At 53.9% G+C, this 17948-nt stretch carries 15 protein-coding genes; 3 read left to right on the top strand and 12 right to left on the bottom strand.

The annotated features are described in order from the left end of the window. Window positions 1-139 precede the first annotated feature (139 nt). Window positions 140-610 (bottom strand): Uma2 family endonuclease, encoded by a 471-nt coding sequence (locus NCG89_RS02945; RefSeq protein ID WP_251088284.1) that lies wholly within the window; start codon window positions 608-610, stop codon window positions 140-142. Window positions 611-779: 169 nt separating this feature from the next. On the opposite strand from NCG89_RS02945, the gene NCG89_RS02940 reads away from it, so the two are divergent. After that, window positions 780-1457 carry a hypothetical protein gene (locus NCG89_RS02940; RefSeq protein WP_251088283.1) on the top strand — a complete coding sequence of 226 codons (678 nt, stop codon included), beginning with the start codon at window positions 780-782 and terminating at the stop codon, window positions 1455-1457. A gap of 836 nt (window positions 1458-2293) precedes the next feature. Beyond that, window positions 2294-3079: a hypothetical protein gene (locus NCG89_RS02935; protein ID WP_251088282.1), complete on the top strand. Its 786-nt coding sequence runs from the start codon at window positions 2294-2296 to the stop codon at window positions 3077-3079. A 579-nt stretch (window positions 3080-3658) separates the two neighbouring features. On the opposite strand, the gene NCG89_RS02930 is transcribed toward NCG89_RS02935, so the two are convergent. From NCG89_RS02930 to NCG89_RS02900, 7 genes are all read right to left on the bottom strand, one after another. Next, window positions 3659-4435: a hypothetical protein gene (locus NCG89_RS02930; RefSeq protein ID WP_251088281.1), complete on the bottom strand. Its 777-nt coding sequence runs from the start codon at window positions 4433-4435 to the stop codon at window positions 3659-3661. 116 nt (window positions 4436-4551) lie between these two features. Next, window positions 4552-9651: a site-specific integrase gene (locus NCG89_RS02925; protein WP_251088280.1), complete on the bottom strand. Its 5100-nt coding sequence runs from the start codon at window positions 9649-9651 to the stop codon at window positions 4552-4554. Window positions 9652-10176: 525 nt separating this feature from the next. Next, window positions 10177-10437, bottom strand: coding sequence for a hypothetical protein (locus NCG89_RS02920; protein ID WP_251088279.1), 261 nt, complete (start codon window positions 10435-10437; stop codon window positions 10177-10179). A 13-nt stretch (window positions 10438-10450) separates the two neighbouring features. Beyond that, window positions 10451-10978, bottom strand: a complete 528-nt coding sequence (locus tag NCG89_RS02915) for a hypothetical protein (protein WP_251088278.1) — start codon at window positions 10976-10978, stop codon at window positions 10451-10453. Window positions 10979-11141: 163 nt separating this feature from the next. Further along, window positions 11142-11648 (bottom strand): flavin reductase family protein, encoded by a 507-nt coding sequence (locus tag NCG89_RS02910; RefSeq protein ID WP_251088277.1) that lies wholly within the window; start codon window positions 11646-11648, stop codon window positions 11142-11144. A 35-nt stretch (window positions 11649-11683) separates the two neighbouring features. Continuing rightward, window positions 11684-12712 (bottom strand): methionine synthase, encoded by a 1029-nt coding sequence (locus tag NCG89_RS02905; RefSeq protein WP_251088276.1) that lies wholly within the window; start codon window positions 12710-12712, stop codon window positions 11684-11686. A gap of 19 nt (window positions 12713-12731) precedes the next feature. Beyond that, complete coding sequence (locus NCG89_RS02900; RefSeq protein ID WP_251088275.1) at window positions 12732-13709, bottom strand: DUF1852 domain-containing protein; 978 nt, start codon at window positions 13707-13709, stop codon at window positions 12732-12734. Window positions 13710-13897: 188 nt separating this feature from the next. Between NCG89_RS02900 and NCG89_RS02895 the strand changes: the two genes are divergently transcribed. Beyond that, window positions 13898-14791, top strand: coding sequence for a LysR family transcriptional regulator (locus NCG89_RS02895; RefSeq protein WP_251088274.1), 894 nt, complete (start codon window positions 13898-13900; stop codon window positions 14789-14791). 10 nt (window positions 14792-14801) lie between these two features. Here the strand turns inward: NCG89_RS02895 and NCG89_RS02890 are convergent, their stop codons facing one another. From NCG89_RS02890 to prpF, 4 genes are all read right to left on the bottom strand, one after another. After that, window positions 14802-15023 (bottom strand): cysteine-rich CWC family protein, encoded by a 222-nt coding sequence (locus NCG89_RS02890; RefSeq protein ID WP_251088273.1) that lies wholly within the window; start codon window positions 15021-15023, stop codon window positions 14802-14804. 122 nt (window positions 15024-15145) lie between these two features. Continuing rightward, window positions 15146-15610 (bottom strand): YiiD C-terminal domain-containing protein, encoded by a 465-nt coding sequence (locus NCG89_RS02885; RefSeq protein WP_251088272.1) that lies wholly within the window; start codon window positions 15608-15610, stop codon window positions 15146-15148. Between the two features lie 33 nt (window positions 15611-15643). After that, entirely contained in the window at window positions 15644-16507 is an 864-nt protein-coding gene (locus tag NCG89_RS02880) for an isocitrate lyase/PEP mutase family protein (protein ID WP_251088271.1), read from the bottom strand. A gap of 259 nt (window positions 16508-16766) precedes the next feature. Next, a complete protein-coding gene (gene prpF, locus NCG89_RS02875; RefSeq protein WP_251088270.1) occupies window positions 16767-17948 on the bottom strand; it encodes a 2-methylaconitate cis-trans isomerase PrpF in 1182 nt (393 codons plus the stop codon).

The raw sequence follows: 17948 nt of genomic DNA, 5'->3' as shown, positions 1-17948 counted from the left end.
GGATCTCCTTGGAGACGCGCGCTTCCAGCCGCCATTTTGCCGTAGCTCCGTGAAGTTTTGTCATCAATTGACGCCTTTCTCATTGCAGCGTCTTACTCGCGGGCTATTTACCATTGCTGGCCTAAAGCTGGTCTTCTGGCTAGTTGTCCCTGCCCAGTAGCGCAGTAACCGGCATATCCAATTCAGCAACGGGTTCAGCGCACACCGGTTCACAGCCGGAAAAGGTACCCGTTTTCACCCATTCGTCACCGGTGCACTGATACGTTTCGATTTCACACTGCTCAGGGGTAGCCAGCCATAAATACGTTATGCCTAGTTGGGCATACAGCGCTAACTTCCGCCGCAGACAGACATCCTTTGCTGCCGGCGAGGTCATTTCACAAATCCAGTCGGGTTTGGTCATGAACTTGTGATCATCCGGTATTATGAGTGGGCGACCCTTTCGCCAGGCGGCGATATCGGGAACCAGCACGACCTCGTCCAGTTTGAAATGGATTTCAGGGCTTTTCGACGAACTAGCGCCATCGATGCGAGCATCGGAAGCGATAAGCGGGACACGCTCAAGGAATCTCAACACCATGCGCAGTCGAAGGAACTCAATGCCGCTCACTCCAAAGTAGAGGCTGCATCACAGTCTTATGAGAAGGCAAAATCTCGGACCAGCACTTTGGGGGCTAAGCAAGAAGTGGACGAAGGTGTGCTGGCTAACCAACTAATTCAAGCTGGGGGGGCTGGGGCAAGTTAGGCAGGCAATACAGAATCTCGGGCTGGGATAGGCGGTGCAGGACTTACAGCAGTCTTTGGTAGGAACGCGCTTTCTTGATACAGCGGAAGGTAGAGAGCAGGCGGAGGTGGCGGCATCGTTATGGGCGCTGCATGGAAGGGGTAGCACCAAGCCGGCAGATCAAGAAGCAGCGAACGAATCTATCTTGCGATTAGCTGACATCGGGATGACGTCGGGATTAACTATGGATCACAGTATTAATGCTGGGTCAAATGCAGGCTTGGCGCCTGGGGTGGAAGAAAAAGCAGCGGCGGTGGCTAACGAAGCGTCCATAGCTGGCGATGCGGTCGCCGCAGCAACCGCTGGGGTGGGGAGCGAGCTGGCTGCGCTTCAAGAGAAGGGTTGTAGAGCTTTCATGGCGGAAGGTGAGAAAGCTGATCAGGAGGCTTACCAGGCATTTGTTGACGAGGTCGATGCCCAGACCGAACCAAACAAGGTGAAGGCGGAGAAAAATTCTATCGGCGGGAAGCAAGAGCAGCGCACACCGCAACAGTTAGCTAAACAGGCGGAAGAGAAAAATGAGTCCGTTAACAAAGGGCTGACGAGATCAACCTTGAATGATATGGCGAAGGCTGCGAATGCAATGGTTACTGGTGAGGAGCCTGAGGACTCCGATGACATGGGCTCAAAAAGGCGGACAGGAGGTAGTTCGAGCCGGAGAGACTCAAGATGACGACCGGTCAGTCGATGCGGTCGTCATCGTCGGTAAAGCCGAGTGTAAGCGGGTTGAAGGTTGTTGAAAGCGGAGAAATGCCACATTCGTCACTTGAGGAATGTTCTTGTGACTCGCATTGCGGGCTTTGATCCGGGGTGCGGAGATGGATTCGAATACTCGCCGCGATAAGCAAGAGCGATAAAAGAATAAGAACCAGAGGTATGACCATATTCAACTTCCGTATCAATGAAGGGGTTTGAATGAAGAAGCCGTGTTGAATGGTGGCTATTCTGTGATCGAGTATGGCTGGGGCGGCACTCGATTTCAAGCAAATTAAATACCAAGATTTTACCATTTGGATGGATTGCGAAAAAATATTGCGTCTATGTATCGCTATGTTAGTGGATAGAAATTCCAGATTGGAGGTTGAGGGGCTTTCATTGAAAGCAGACCCTAACGCAGGAGGATGCCAGGCAAAGACTTTGGAACCAGCCCGTAGAGCCCAGTCCAGTGAAAACGATAACGGCGGAGGAGCTTTGCGTTTCCCTCTTATCTCCCTAGTGTATGGCATATCGCGCAGAGGAATGAGATTTTGGACCTACGAAGACGTTCTTCGTATGAATACATGGACTACCTCCAAAGTAGTCCAAGATTTTATCCGCATCCCCCTAGGTCAGTTTTGGATGCAATTCAACAAACCGCAGTTTGCGCACCCAATCATGCGGAACTAATCCACTAGCCTCCCCCGGACATAGCGCGCGTCCGCGCATGTTTATCCTTCCTCCCTGGGCAGAATTTGCATTAGTTTTTTCTGGCGTCATAATCCTCTCCAACAGTTAAGAGGAGTCGCCACGATGCCTATTCAGCGAACTTTCACCATTGCTCTCTCAGCAGCCTTATTGCTGGTGGCGATTACCGGCTGTTCGGATTCCGACATCTCGGGTGCAGCTGTCATTGACGAAAGCCTCAAGAGTACCACCGAGGTGAGCGGGAAAATGTCCCTGGACAACCCGTTCGGAGACCCCGTTGGCACCGAGTACGAAAAGCACATCGTCGACAAACAGCAGTTTTATAAAGAGGTCGCGAAAGGGGTTTCCAATACGCCCAACATCCCGCTGAAGCCTGGACTTTACGCTGGCATGATCGATGACACCGCAAGTAGCGCTTATTGGGTGGATGGCGTCGCCTACGCCGGCCACATCTATCTCGTGATCAACGACAATGGAACCTTTGATTACTACGAAAGCTTAAAGCGAGTTGGCGAAGATGACATGGCGATTAGAGGTGTTCATGGCAGATATTCAGTGAAGGGATTTACACTGCGAACCAGCAACGTAAAGGGACACCTTACTCTTCTGCCCCCAGGGAACACTTTTGTCGTGAATAGTCTCAATGTGGGTAACGATATGCGGAAGGACTTTCCAGAGCAGCACATCGACTGGGCCAAGACGAAGGCCGGTGAACTCGTGGCTCACTTGCTGCGCAAAGACCTCGGGCTGACCGAAATGATTGGGGATGATCTTCCAAAATCCGAAACAGCGCTGATTGACAACCTGCAGTTTGATGACAGATTCAGTAACGATGCCGATTTCCGCAATGCCGTCATTAGTCGCCCATATGATGACCCACTGATCCTGTGAGCGCCCACAAATGTCGCCACTATTCTCAAACACCCCAATATTCAAAGGTTGTGCGGAGACCCCCTAGACCTGGAATCTTCCCGAGTTTCTCGGAGAGTTATTCGCTCTGGTTTAGACGCGCCCTGCCATAGAGGTGGCGGGTGATTTGGTCATTTTTGATTTGGCACTGCGCAAGCTCTGCTTCCGCTCTAAGGCGCCAAAATCCGCGGAGGGCTATCGGGCCAATGATGCAGATGGCCGCAATCCAAGAAAGTCACGCATCAATTAAGGCTTCTGTGGTGTGGTACGCTGGGTCGCTATCAAGATTACGTTTTGCGCGGTCTAACAGCAATTGATCCTCACGTCGACCATCACAAATGTGATACGAAAGTAAGGCAGTTACAATAACTGCCATGAAAGCGCTTATGATCGCAAGTCTTGTTGGCATCGCTGAAAATACTCATTTGATTTTTCTCTTTGTCCACTCCGACTAGGTGCGAATCTCAATCATGGGGAGATTGTTCAATGTAACCGTCCGATAGAACGGCAAGCTTAGTAATGAGATTAACGCTGTGGTGACTGAGCCTTCGTGATGTATTTTCAATTGTCGTCATAAAGATCATGTCCTGAATCGGGAATTCTATCAGCGTCTTCAATTTCGAGTTCTGCTAATACTTGTGCTATTAGCGATAAAACCTTATGGAGGTCTGTTCTGATTATCTCATAAGTGTGGGTTAGTTGTTCTTCGTCCGCTTGATAAGTATTAATTGATACGATGTTTGTTATTCTATTGTTTGCCACAATTTCTTCAATTTTTTCCCGAGTTTTTCCGCTAAGTTTAAGAAAAGTGGACGTAATAGAAGAAAAATCTTTGTGATTTATTTTGCTGTGTATGGTTTTGATGGTGCCGTCATGCAGATTTAATTCTGACACGTTTCCTGTGATTCTTATGCTTGATTTCTTGCCGGTGAAGGTCGGGATCGCGCGCTCATCTTTCGGAACCGATTTCCTTTCATTGTTTTTTAGTATTAATTCCGCTGAATTTTTTGAAATATTTTTTCTGCAGGACAGAATCTTATTTTTCGTAGATTGTTTTGTGTCGCGGAATTTGCTGTTGAACTCTGATTTTTCTGAGAAGAGTATGGCTTTTAGTGTTTCGAAATCGTCTTCGTTGAACATTCCAAATTGGGCGGGATGTGTGCTCTCGACGTGCAAATCAAGAAGTATTTTGTCTTCTACATCTCTTGGCATGTTTTTCCGATGAACGAGGATGAGGTTTAGGATTGAGGCGGCTTTGTTCCAATCTGAAAGCGCGTCCCAGATGTTCGTTTCGGACGCTCTGGGCACTGAGAGTGTGATGTGTGGTGCTGGATCCATGGAATTCCTCCCTTCACTGTTTCCAAGGACAGTCTTGCACACATTTTTGTGTATCAAATGTCAGTGAGATGGGGTAAATGGCGCATCTCAACGGCTATTTTTGATTTTTTTTCAGTCTAGGCGGCCGAATTTTGGCTAAATCGATCGTGGGTCAGGACCGCCAGGACGACAAATCTCGCCAAGTTTCGGTCGAGTTTTTCCTCAGGTGCCTGAGTGTCGGGCAGTAATTTGATGCCTTTTTTGTCTCCAGTCATCTTCATCTTAAATCCAATATTTGAAAATTCTTGAATGAGACGGGGTTGTTCGGAGGCGGAGCAGCGTATTACCACGTGCTGGCGGGCGCGGAGACGTAATCCCCCAAGGTGCCGGAGCAGCATCCTCGGGATGTCAGTTTGCTCAGTGCGGATGCTCGCAATCTGCTGATCAAGCCAACCTGGTGGAATATACCGGTGAAGTGCGGAGGTTTCCTGAAAAGCAGATTTATCCTGGAGGTACTGAGGATTTATTTTGTGGAGACGGTTCGGATCAATTAATTGCCAACCTAGAGAATACTGTGTGTCTGTCAGTGCCTCCGCGAGTTTTTGTAAGTCAGAAAGCGTTAGTGGTAATCCCGCTGCGGCGTCAAATGGATCGACGCCTCTGGAACAGGCGGTGAGCCACGAGGTGGTCGTTTTTATTGATTTCCCCGCGTTTAAACTTAGTCTACCTGACAATAGTTTTGGTGGCTCTGGTATTGAGGGCGTCTCAGCTTGGGCATGGATGTCCTCTCTTTGCAGGCCATATGCGTACTGAGTGGCGATGGAGGATCCCTCCCGCACACGCTGTTGTCGCTTCCGGAGATAGCCAGGCGTTTCATTAAAGAGGGCGGCCATTACGGTGTTGTCTAGAGGCGCGGTCGCTGCCGAGATCATCCTAGCGATATGGAAGTGGGCAGTGTGAATATAGTACTGAAATGTGACGCCCACATTGGCGTGGCCTAGGGTGGCCGACGTGTATGTTAGCTGACGGATTCTCTCTATCACTTCAGTCTCAGGAGGAAGCGCCAATAATGCCTCTGAAGGCGATGAATGCCGAAATCGATGCGGGACCCCGTTCTGGTCGTGGGTTGCAAATTTGATGGCGCTGTATAAGCCTGCGAGTAGCAACCGTTCGTTTTCCCCGCTCTGAAGGTAATCAAAAAGATGCTCGCGCCGTTTGGGGTTGGGGGGCAGGCTGATTTTCTCTTTCAGCACTAGCGTTCGTATGCCAGCTGCGGTTTTGATTGACCGGTCTGCATGGGGTCGAAAAAGGACAACCTGAGTGTCACCGTATTGAGCGAGATCGCTGTCGCGTAAGCGAGTCACCTCTGATATTCGCGCGCCTTTTTCACGCATCAGCTGCATGGCAACTCTCATTTGGCCGATCCCTGCACCAATATGCGCGTGGAGCTGACCAGACTCCGTCCAGGCAGAGAGTATGGAATCAATGAGGGTGTACTCAGTCTCGGTGATCACGCCCGCGTCGATGCCTGCCCATGAATCTTTGCCAGTTGTCTTCAATGAAATACTTGGCAGGTCATAGTGCTGCCCCATCTCATAAAAGAGGCGATTAATCGCTTTGGCATGGCTGTCTGCCGTTTTGCGGTTTCCGGGAAGTGCAGCTTCGAGAAGGCCCGTGAGCTCATCGCTTTCGTAGTCAAGAATGCATCCGTTCTCGCAAGAAACGCTTAAAGCTGACCATGCCTCAAATAGATAATCCCTGACGGTATTTCGCTTGAGTGTTTTGCCGGTATGCTTGTTCGCATGTGGTCCAAGCATAATTTCAGCCCAATGGGCGAGGAGGTAGGTTACCTCGGATAAATCCTCGGTGTTTCTCCGCCAGGTGCTGATGTGGTCAATCAGCTGCTCTCGAGCAGGCGCGCGGCTTTCTTCGTCTTTAGGTATGAAGGAGCGAAGTCGTTTGAACTGGGCAGTTTGGCGTTTGGGCTGCGCCGACGGGCGAGAGAGGAATTCCCGTGGCGGTCGGTCTGCCAGGATTGGATCTACTGACCGGTCGGCTGGCCGGTTGTAGACTAGATCGAGTAATCGTCTTCTGGAAAGCTCCGCGTGAGGGCGGGCCATGTTGATGATGTCGGCATAGAGCGGTGGCAGTGTGATGCGTCGCGCGTAAGCGACTGTGGCCTCCAAGGTTGCCACGGAGATTGCTGCGCCAAATATCCTGCTGGGCTCTGAATTGGAGGCTTCTCCGCCCAGCCGAAGCCAGGCCAGGCAGCATAGTAGCGCTGGCCCAGCCAAAGTACGCGCCTGTCCCTCGATCTCTATCACCTGAAAGTCTGCACCCTTGATCAGCGGTGTAGCTGCGAGGGCCGCGAGCCATGTCTCAGTTTTTTTGAAGCTGTGACAGGTCCCCCAAATCATGAGCGCACAACGGGCAATCAGGTAGCGATCCACCGGCTCGCCTCGTGCAATGTAGTCAAGCAGAGACTGTTCTAGCGCCGTGAGTTGTCCGGCGGCCACCATATTGGCGCGAGTAATAGACAGCGGCGGCCGGACATCCCAGGCTGTTGCTGCCGGCAATGCAATCTTACATCCGGGGTCAGAGCGATGGGATTTGAGCCGGATCCTGGCTTCCCGGCAAACTCGGTAGCTTGTCAGTAGATTATCGGCGGTTCTGGCAATAAGCGTGTCACGGATAGCCAGCGCCGTGTTCTCAGTGACAATCGTCCCCTGCGGTAATCTTGCCGGCGAATATCCGGGAATATGTTGAGCGAAAACCTCGGTGATCAACTCTCGGCGTGACCGCAGTAGTCCCCCTTTTATTTCCTCTTGGATTTGGCCAAGCAGAAGTTTGGTGTCTGACTCTTGTTCTGCCTCTTCCAGCGCTTTGAGTTTTTTGCTGGAGACCCACAGGTGGGGTGGGGCTTTAACAGATTTGGGCGCTTGGATGGCCAAATCTTCAAAAAATTGATTGAGATAAGGCCGAAGTGTCGTGGCAAGCTCTTTGGGGCTAACCAGGCCGTAGTCCCCAAAGACAATCCCTTGAAAGCCGTGGCCGAGATGCGCTTCAACGAGCAAGGGCGGTGCGCTCAGCTCCCGGAGCAGGGTACTTTGCAGGTGCCGCATTTGGTTGATATCAATGCCGGAGGGGAGATACGAGCGCAGCCATTGGGCGGGATCGATATCGCAGATTTCATCCCCGTCGACTTGGAAGAACAGAGGCCTTGCACCATTTAGCGCAGACTTGGCATCCTTCTTTATACGAGAGGGGGCGTGGATAACGCCCGAGACCACCTCGCTGAGGTAGGAGAGATACTGGAAAAGGTATGCCAGGGCAAAACTGGGAATCACCGCAAGGCGGCGATATACGGCGCTGTCGCTGGGTTTGTCCCTGAAAATGACCAAGCCATAGGTCAGGCAGAGATCGTGGGAGCGCAACTGCCCCAGTTCAAAAGTAAAGCGGTGCGCCGCGCCGAGGCCGAGAGCGGTACAGGCCAGTTGTGCACGTCGCCCCAGGTGTTCGGCTACATTGCTGGGTGAGAGTCGCCGCAGGGATTTTTGCAGGCGGTTCATCTCTGCAATCGCATTGTCGAAAACTGCTGGCCGGATACCCGACTTGGGGGCACCGACGCGAGTTGAGATGCGATCAATGGATGGCGCGGGCATTACCTCCCCGTAAAGCGTCTGTATTGCTCGGTGCCATCGGGTGTGGAGATTTTCATCAGAGAAGCTGATGTAATGCAGCGCGGCTAGACTGCCTTGCACTCGCTCGGAAAAGAGAAGCTGTGTAAGGGGTAGATCGTACTCCTGCATGAAGACTGCCTGAAGGACGCTGCCTCTCAGTCGGGTTTCGGTGAATCGCTCAACGGCATCGCGCAGAGCGCTTCTGATTTGGTCTTTTGCCGCAAGTAGCTGGTCGATCTTGGCGTCAATGTTGGCGTCATCGGCAGAGGCCAAAAATGCCCAACCGTCCTCTAGCGACACATCGTCTGGCAGTTGGCAGCGCAGCTGAAATTGGGTTTGCACGGGGGATGCGAGTTGATGGAGCGGTGCCGCGGGTAGGCTGCTGGCGATAATGTGCTTTATCGTCACGACTACGGCATCGCCCTGACGCTCTATCGAAATGATTCCCCCATTGGGAGCCGATGCGACCTCATTGTCGCTACCTCCGATGAGCGCCGGTGCGAGTTCATCGAATGGTCGGCCGTATAGTGCCGTCAGAATCCACAACAATTTGGCCGCTTCCCGTTCTGGCGTGAGCGCAGGAAGTGCAAGAAGACACTTCATGGCCTGCCGGGCCTGCCGGGCCTGCGGGTCGGTAAATGCCTCAGAACTCATGCCAGCGAAAGCGCGGTTTAGTCGGATATGGTGACTATGCTGATTGAATGTTCTGGCCTGATTCTCTGAATCTGTGGCAGCTGCCTCGTCGTAGAGGATCAGCTCAGGTTCAAGTGCTTCAGAGTCGTCGTCCGGCGACTTCGCTAAATGTGTAAAGCGGATGTGGGCTGGCGGAGGTTCGTCGTTTTCCAGCCCGGGCGGCGTACCTCGTAATGCGACCGCGGCTCGGTAGCGCTTCTCGGTAGACTGCCTTGAGGTTCCTGTGGGTTTTGTCTGCGATCCCTTTCCGGTTTGCGCGCCCCGGGGACGTCGACTGGTCCCATGGACGATCTGGAGCAGGCTCTCCAGGATAACCAGCCATTCATCTACGCGGGGCCCGCTAACCCTCTTCTGCGCAATATCCCCCCGCAAACGATCCACGCAGGCATTGATACTCGCGGCATCCAGGCTCTGAGGCCGGTACGACTGCAGTTGGGTGCGAGCTACCGACTGGGCCGGCAGTTGGTGCACAAAATTACAGGTACCTACCAAGGTGGTAGCGGACAACTCGGACCTGAATAAAGACAGCAGAGTGACATATCTGGCCAGGTCGAGTAGTGGGGCTGATGCATTGTTCTCGTAGTCGAGCCGTTCATCATTTGCCAGCGAGGCATAGATTGGGGAAAGCGTCTTAAAGTTTGCCAGTGGGTGGGTTCCACGGCGTGTTTTTAGCGCGGGTGATGCCGATGTCCTGATTCGGCTGGCAGCCTCGAAGAGATCCTCGATGTCCTGAGAGTTCAGCCAGGAGCGGAGGGGGGCGGAATCCTCAAGCAGGTGTTCAATGGTGCTCGCGACGGCTAGTCCATGACTGGCCGTCCTGCATTTTGTCAGATCGAGGTCGAGCACCTTTTGACTGATAAGCACGATAAGACGATCCCAAGAGGTCCTTCAGGATAGTAAAACGTGACACTTAATAAGTCGATAATTTCGAGATTTATATCTATAAGGGTACGATTAGAAGTATTTAAAACGACATTAAAATGTAAATAACCTTTTGAAAATATAGGTTTTTATAGATTTTAACGGATGGCTTGGTTGTTTGAGGTATGTTAACGTGGGTACGGAAATTTTGTCTACGAACCAGGCGGGGTTCGAATCCTCCCGAGCGCGCCATATTTAAAGGGCTGTAGCGATACAGCCCTTTTTTATTTTCCTAAACTCCTGCTTTCTTCCTAAATTCTACGCAACTTCCGTCGCTATTCTGCAACCAGGGTGGGGCGCCTTCTTGCTATAGCGCGCAGTTTTTAAAACCATACGCTCGCCGCGAGATCATTTCCGTGTTGTTGTGGAAACCCTCGGAGACATAGCTGCTCGTGCCACACTGCCACGATGGCCGAATTAGTCTTGGCTGACCCGCCTGAGAAGGGGCGAAGCGAAGATCCTATTTGTTTAACGACACAGCACCATCAACCAGGTGGGCAGGGTGGCGGATAAAATAAATAGACTGCCGCAAAACAAGAATGAATGACGTGGCGCTATTGACCACAATAACGCCACCAGCGAGGTCGCCGCGCCGATGTGGAATACCGTCAGACATTGTTCGGTGCTATCCAATGGCAGGCGCAGGCTCAACTCTGCGGCAAAGAAAATGATGGTGTAGGTTGCCGTACCTGCGAAGCTACTGCGTAACACCAGCTGGTAGGAGGGCATGGGCATCTGGCGCTTAGTGTAGGGTCTGTGACGCAGCGGCCAGGCTGGCGCTACGATAGATGTGGAGCGGCACATCGCTTCCGGCATTTTGGGGCGGCGACAGGTGCAAGCCCGCGTCCAGCATGGCATGGCTGAGGTTTTTGAGCAGAGAAATGGCGAGATGGCGATGCTGCTGAGAAAGGCGGTCGCCAAGGCAGCTATCCAGTTGAGTCCACTTTTGGCGTTGCGCCAAGCTTGCGCAGGCCAGTAGCCAGTATTCGCCGCGGCTAGCGATGGGGCAAGCATAATACTTCACGCTGGGAGCGGGTCGGCAGGCCGTAAATATCAACCCGAGAAAGGCGTGGAAGCTGCGCTCGGCATCAAGGGTCAGACCCACCGCTTTGAAACCGCTGCGCCAGTCAGGGGCAGACGGCGTGCGCGTGAAGTGCCCGTGTTCCTGTGCCCAGAGTCGAATGCAAATCACCAATAAATTGTCGGTCGACTGCAGTTCGCGCAGTGGTCTGCCCTGGGTTTCTGATTCGAGGCTGAAATGCAAACTCATCTGAGGCTCCAGTGGTTCTTATTCAGATCTTAAATTACCCCCAAATCAGCCTTGGTGCAAATGATAATTAATAGCATTTGGTGAAAATGATGAAACCTTCAAGGTGACGGTGTCCCAGGCGGGTGCCGGCCAGTGTGTTCCTGCTTCTTTTAAGGAAAACGGTCTAGCTTGCTTGGGGCAATGCCAGATGGCGGTACTGCCCTTTGAAATACAGCAGTGGCTCTGTTGCTGATGCCCTTGTCGGCGTGATGGCTTTTACCTCGCCAATAACTATCAGGTGATCGCCTGCCGGGTGTTCAGCCTGAATCTCGCAGTCCAGCCAGTGCAGACTCCCGCCCAACACCGGATTGCCCATCGGTGAGGTTTGCCAGGCTATTCCCCGCCATTTGTCCGCCCCCTTGCGCGCGAATTGATTGGACGTGCTGATTTGCTCGCCGGACAGGATATTGACCGCGAAGCGACCGGCGCGCCGAATTTTGGGGTAGCTCAGGGAGCTGGACATAACGCTGAATGACACCAGGGGCGGGCTGACCGACACACTGTAGAAGGACTGGCAGGTGAAGCCAACGGGCTGGCCGTCAACACAGGATGTGATGACGGTAATACCGGAAGCAAAGTGCCCCAGCGCGTCGCGAAAGTGCTGGGCTTCGATAGGGGTAACAGGGCACATAATAGGATTTTGCAACAAGTGGAGGGATTACCGGGTCAGCGCGTAAGCTCTGCCCGGACGATGGCGGCGCCGGCGCTCAAGGCGTTCAGCTTGCCGTTGGCGACCTGAAGGGACAGGGGCGCCATACCGCAGTTGGTGCAGGGGTAGAGCTTGTCGGCGTCCACATACTTCAGTGCCTCCCGCAGGGTATTGGCGACCGCTTCTGGCGTCTCAATGGCGTTGCTGGCCACGTCAATGGCGCCCACCATCACTTTTTTACCGCGAATCAGTTCAAGCAGCTCGATGGGAACATGGGAGTTATGGCACTCCAGTGAGATCAGATCGATATTGGATTGTTGCAGCTTTGGAAAGGTTTCTTCATATTGCCGCCACTCCGCGCCCAGGGTCTTTTTCCAGTCGGTATTGGCCTGAATGCCGTAGCCGTAGCAAATATGCACTGCCGTTTCGCATTTAAGCCCCTCGATGGCCCGCTCCAGGGTGGCTATGCCCCAGTCGTTGACCTCGTCAAAAAATACGTTAAATGCAGGCTCGTCGAATTGAATAATATCGACCCCGGCGGCCTCCAGCTCCCTGGCTTCCTGGTTGAGGATTTTGGCAAACTCCCAGGCGAGTTTTTCCCGGCTTTTGTAGTGTTTGTCGCACAGCGTATCAATCATGGTCATGGGGCCGGGCAGGGCCCATTTTATGGCCTGGTCGGTCTGCTGGCGCAGGAACTTGGCGTCCTCAACAAATACCGGTTGTTGGCGGGAAACGGCGCCCACCACCGTCGGCACACTGGCGTCGTAGCGATCGCGAATTCTCACGGTTTCGCGCTTTTCAAAATCCACACCGTTGAGGTGCTCAATGAAGGTGGTGACAAAATGCTGACGGGTTTGTTCGCCATCACTGACGATATCAATGCCCGCCTGTTGTTGTTCGTGTAAGGACAATCGCAAGGCATCCTGCTTGCCCTCGCGTAATTGTTCGCCCTGTAACTTCCAGGGTGACCATAGCGTTTCCGGCTCGGCCAGCCAAGCGGGCTTGGGCAGGCTACCGGCGGTTGACGTGGGGAGTAATGCTTTCATTGGTATTGACCTTAATTTGTTATGCGGCGTCACTGGCGGCCCATTGTTCAAGAAGGTGTTTGTAGGGCTTGATAAACCGCTCTTCAGTAAATTTTCCCTGTTTTACCGCGAGCTGACTCCGCTCCTCTCTGTCGTAAACAATGCGGGTGAGCGAATAATCCTGATGTGTCAGGCTGGGCTGATACGTTTGTCCCGCCGCCGCGTTGGCATTGTAAATTTCAGGCCGGTAAATCTTCTGGAAGGTTTCCATGGTGCTAACGGTGCTGATCAGTTCCAGGTTGCTGTAATCACCCAGCAGGTCGCCGCTAAAGTAAAAAGCCAGCGGGGCGACGCTGCCCGGGGGCATAAAATAGCGAACCTGCAAACCCATTTTTGCAAAGTATTCGTCGGTTAATGAATATTCATCCTGCCGGTACTCAGCTCCCAGTACCGGGTGGCTGTTCTCGGTGCGATGATAAATTTTGCTGCTGGACACGCTCAGGCAAATCACCGGCGATTTTTTGAAGTTGTCCTTGTAGGCGCTTGAGTTCAAGAAGGCCTTGAATATCTTGCCGTGCAGCTCGCCATAATTGTCAGGCAGGCTGAACTCGCGGCGATCCTTGTTGTGTTCCGCCAACACCACGCTGAAATCATAATCTCTTACATAAGAAGAAAAGTTGTTGCCAACAATGCCCTCAATACCTTGCTGGGTCTTGTGATCGAAAATATTGGTTTTCAGAATCTCTATGGTGGGGAAGGTGTCACCCTTGCCCTCAATATCGATGTCCACCGAAATGATTTTCAGCGCAACGGCGTAGCGATTTGCCTGTGGGTTGTCCCAGTGCGCCAGCGCATTAAAGCGGCTGTTGATCATCTGCAGAGTGTTTTTCAGGTTCTCCTGGCGATGCTCACCCCGGGCCAGATTGGCAAAGTTGGTGGTGATGCGGGTGTTGTCAGACGGGTGATAGTCCTCGTCAAAGTTCAGGGTTTTAATGCTGAAGGTAAACGGCGTACTCATGGTGGTCCGGTTTCCTGTATATCGTGTTAAACAGAGCGCTAGCGCAGGCGTCATCAGTAATAGACTACCGAAAAATAGGGCTGCAAGGTCAGCGAGCAGGGGGCAGAGTAGAGGACTTAACAAATGAATAAAAATGGTTTATTTTCAGAAATCCATTATTTATATTCATGCATAGGTGCCGCTGATCCATGCTCGAACGTATCCATCTCACTGTTATTCAGGCTGTTGATCAGCGCGGTTCACTGACGGCGGCGGCCGATCACCTTTGCCTGACCCAATCAGCGTTAAGCCACACCATCCGCAAGTTGGAAGATAAACTCGGCAGCCAGATCTGGATCAGAGAGGGCCGCAGCCTGCGCCCTACTCAGATCGGCGAATACTTGCTGGGGGTGGCCAATCGCGTGCTGCCCCAGTTGGATCACGCCGAGACTCTGCTCCAGCAAATGGCCCAGGGCGAGCGGGGTACTCTTCGCATTGGCATGGAATGCCACCCCTGTTATCAATGGTTGTTGAAAGTGGTGTCGCCATTTCTAGCCCAGTGGCCCGATGTGGATGTGGACGTTAAACAGAAATTTCAGTTTGGTGGCGTCGGCGCGCTGGTCGGTTACGACATCGACTTGCTGGTTACCCCCGACCCCTTTCACAAAGCCGGTCTCCATTTTCAGCCCGTGTTTGACTATGAGCAGGTATTGGTTGTCGCCGGTGATAGCTCGCTGGCACGGCGCCGTTTTCTGAAGGCGGAAGATTTGCGCAATGAGGTACTGATTACCTACCCGGTGCCAAGCGATCGTTTGGATATTTACACCCAGTTTCTCAACCCGGCGGGTGTAAACCCGAAACGCCACAAGACCAGTGAAACCACCGATATCATGTTGCAAATGGTCGCCAGCGGTCGCGGCGTGGCTGCACTGCCGCGCTGGTTGGCAGAGGAATATGCCACCAAGCTGGACATCACTTCGGTGCGCCTTGGTCGCAGTGGTATTGCCAAGCAAATCTACCTGGGTACTCGGCAAGATGATGGCGATGCCGACTACCTTCGAGCGTTTATCGAGTTGGCGAAGCAGTATCAGCAGGGGGAGTAGTGTGGAGAAATCAGCGGATTTTGACGGGACGGGCGGCAATGTCCCGCAGGCACTGACTGCATAAGCAATCTTGCCAGCGCTCGGCGATCCACTCTTGTTGCGCAGTGGTCAAGGCGATATCGACGCAATGGCAAATCGTGATCGCCCCGGGTTTGCACGCGAAATAGGCACCGCAACGGGGGCAGGCAATGGCTTCATGTTTGCAAGCGGACTGTGCTTTCGAAAGTGCCACAAGGTTACCTTTAAGTTGTGGACAGGACACTGGTGCGCCATTGCGGTTTGACCCTAAGCCGTTTGACTCTGAGACACTTGGCTCTAAGCCGCTTGCCCCTATGCAGCGTAACCCGAGCCGAGTCACTGGGAGACGCGCTGAATCACCTTGTAGGTGCCGGTGTAGACGGCCACCTGTTTGCCGTCTTGTTCAACCATGACTTGCAGGGTGATACGCCCCTGGCGCTGTTCGTCCAACACCTGATTGAACGTTGCCATGGCGGAATCGCTGACATTGGCAATGGCATAGAAATTACAGGTGGCGGGGGCGAGATAGCGCATGTGACTCTCTGTCACCATCACGTCATAGCGATGGGGTCTGGACTTCAACATCAGCGAGACTATCGCCCAGCCCGCGGCGGTTGCCAGCGCGGCGATACTGCCTCCAAAGCCGGTTTGCTTGTCGTTGATATTGGGTGCCAGCGGCATATCCACCCGCAGGCGGTGGTCGCCGAATTCGGTGAAGCGCAGATCCATTGACTGCAGCAGCGGAATCGCCTGGCGCGTCTGTCGACAGAACTCGCTCAGTGAAAATTCAACCGTGTTCATTCTTTTCACCTTGTAAAGTGTGCTGGCGCCGGGTCAGGCGCGGTAGCGCTGTTCCAGTTCGTCGATGAAATCTTTACCGACAAGACGCTGGCGCTCTTTAAACGGTGCGACCAGTGCCGGGTCTTCCGTCAGGTGGCGCTCGTCGCGCAGCACGGTCAGTGCGCGCTGCATACCGGCGACGGCACTTTGCAGGGCGGCGTTGGCGTAAAGCACCATGCCGTAGCCGTACTCGGCCAATTCGTCGGTGGTCGCGATGGGTGTCTTGCCGCCAATCACCATATTCATCAGCAGCGGTGCGCGCAGGAATCGCGGCAGGCGACGCACTTCGTCGGCGGTTTCCAGCGCTTCCACAAACAGAATGTCGGCACCGGCTTCGGCGTAGCGCTGGGCGCGCTCGACGGCGGCATCAAAGCCGTCGATGGCGCGGGCATCGGTGCGGGCCATGATCAGAAAATCTTCGCTGCGGCGTGCATCTACGGCAGCTTTGATTTTGCCCACCATTTCATCGGCGCTGATCACCGCTTTACCGTTAAAGTGACCGCAGCGCTTGGGGCTGACCTGATCTTCCAACTGGATGCAATCCGCACCGGCGCGCTCCAGGGTTCTGACGGTGTGACGGGTATTCACGGCATTGCCAAAACCGGTATCGGCGTCCACCAGTATCGGCAGCTCCACCGCATCGCGGATACGGCCGGTCTGCTCGGCAATTTCTGCCAAGCCCATAAAGCCCATATCCGGCAGGCCGATATGCATATTGGTCACACCGGCGCCGGTCACGTAGATGGCGTCAAACCCGAGGTCGGCAATAACCTTGGCGGACAGGGCGTTAAAGGCGCCGGGGACCAGTGCGCCGCGGCGGGCGTTGGCTAATTCTCTGAGTTGCTTTCCGGTGGACATGATCTTTTCCTGTTTGAATTTGTGGTGTTAAAAAATTTTCTTGCTTTACTTGCAGGGGGGCTTAGCTTTCCAAAAGGTCCACCCTCACCCCAGCCCTCTCCCAGTGGGAGAGGGAGCCCATGAAGCCGGGCTGTTAATTCCCTCTCCCAGAGGGAAAGGGGGCCACGAAGCCAGCTGTTAATTCCCTCTCCTCTGGGAGAGGGTTAGGGTGAGGGAATTTGGTGCTGAGGGGCGATGGTCAAGATGAGGCCAATACTCCTTAAAAGGCATCCCCAGGCACCCGCACCCAGCCTTCCATCAAAATTCGCGCACTGCGGCTCATGATGGCGCGCCGGGCCTGCCATTGGCCGTTTTCCTGTAGGGCTTCCGCGCCGACTCGCAAGGTGCCGGAGGGGTGGCCAAAGCGGACCGCCTGGCGCTCGCCACCACCGGCGGCCCTATTTACCAGCGTGCCGGGAATGGCCGCCGCCGTGCCGATGGCCACCGCGCAGGTGCCCATCATGGCGTGATGCAGTTTGCCCATGGATAGGGCGCGCACCAGCAGGTCGATATCCTTGGCGGCGATGTGGTTTCCACTGGACGCTACGTAATCCTTAGGCCCAGCCACAAAGGCCACTTTGGGTGTGTGCTGGCGCTGCTGAGCTTCTTCCGGTGTGTTGATCAGGCCCATGCGCAGCGCACCGGCAATACGAATCTGTTCCAGTCGTGCCAGCGCAGCCGCATCGTTATTAATCTGCTCGCGCAGCTCGGTGCCGCTGTAGCCGATCTCTTCCGCTTTAACGAACACGGTCGGAATCCCGGCGCTGATCAGGGTCGCCTGCAGTGTGCCAATGCCGGGAACTTCGAGCTCATCCACCAAGTTGCCGGTGGGAAACATTGAGCTTTCCCCATCATCGGACGGGTCAAGAAATTCCAGTTCGATTTCAGCCGCGGGGAAGGTCACGCCGTCCAGTTCAAAATCACCGGTTTCCTGCACCTGGCCGTTGCACACTGGCACGTGGGCGATAATGGTTTTGTTGATATTGGCCTGCCAGATGCGCACCACACTGGTGCCGTTTTCCGGCACTCGTGAGGGATCAATCAAACCGGCGTGAATGGCAAAAGCACCAGCAGCGGTAGAGAGATTGCCGCAGTTACCGCTCCAGTCGACAAAGGCCTTGTCGATGGCGACCTGGCCGTAAAGGTAGTTCACATCGTGATCGGGCTCGTCGCTTTTCGACAGGATCACGCACTTGCTGGTGCTGGAGGTCGCCCCACCCATACCGTCGATATGGGCGGCATAAGGGTCGGGGCTGCCGATCACCCGCATAAACAACTGATCGCGCGCCGCGCCGGGTCGCTGGCAGCTTTCGGGCAGGTCTTCCAGACGGAAGAACACGCCCTTGGAGGTGCCGCCACGCATATAGGTGGCGGGGATGCGAATTTGTTGCGCGAAACTCAT

The sequence above is a fragment of the Spongiibacter taiwanensis genome (assembly GCF_023702635.1).
Taxonomy (GTDB): Bacteria; Pseudomonadota; Gammaproteobacteria; order Pseudomonadales; family Spongiibacteraceae; genus Spongiibacter; species Spongiibacter taiwanensis.
This window is presented reverse-complemented; position numbering and strand designations above follow the sequence as displayed.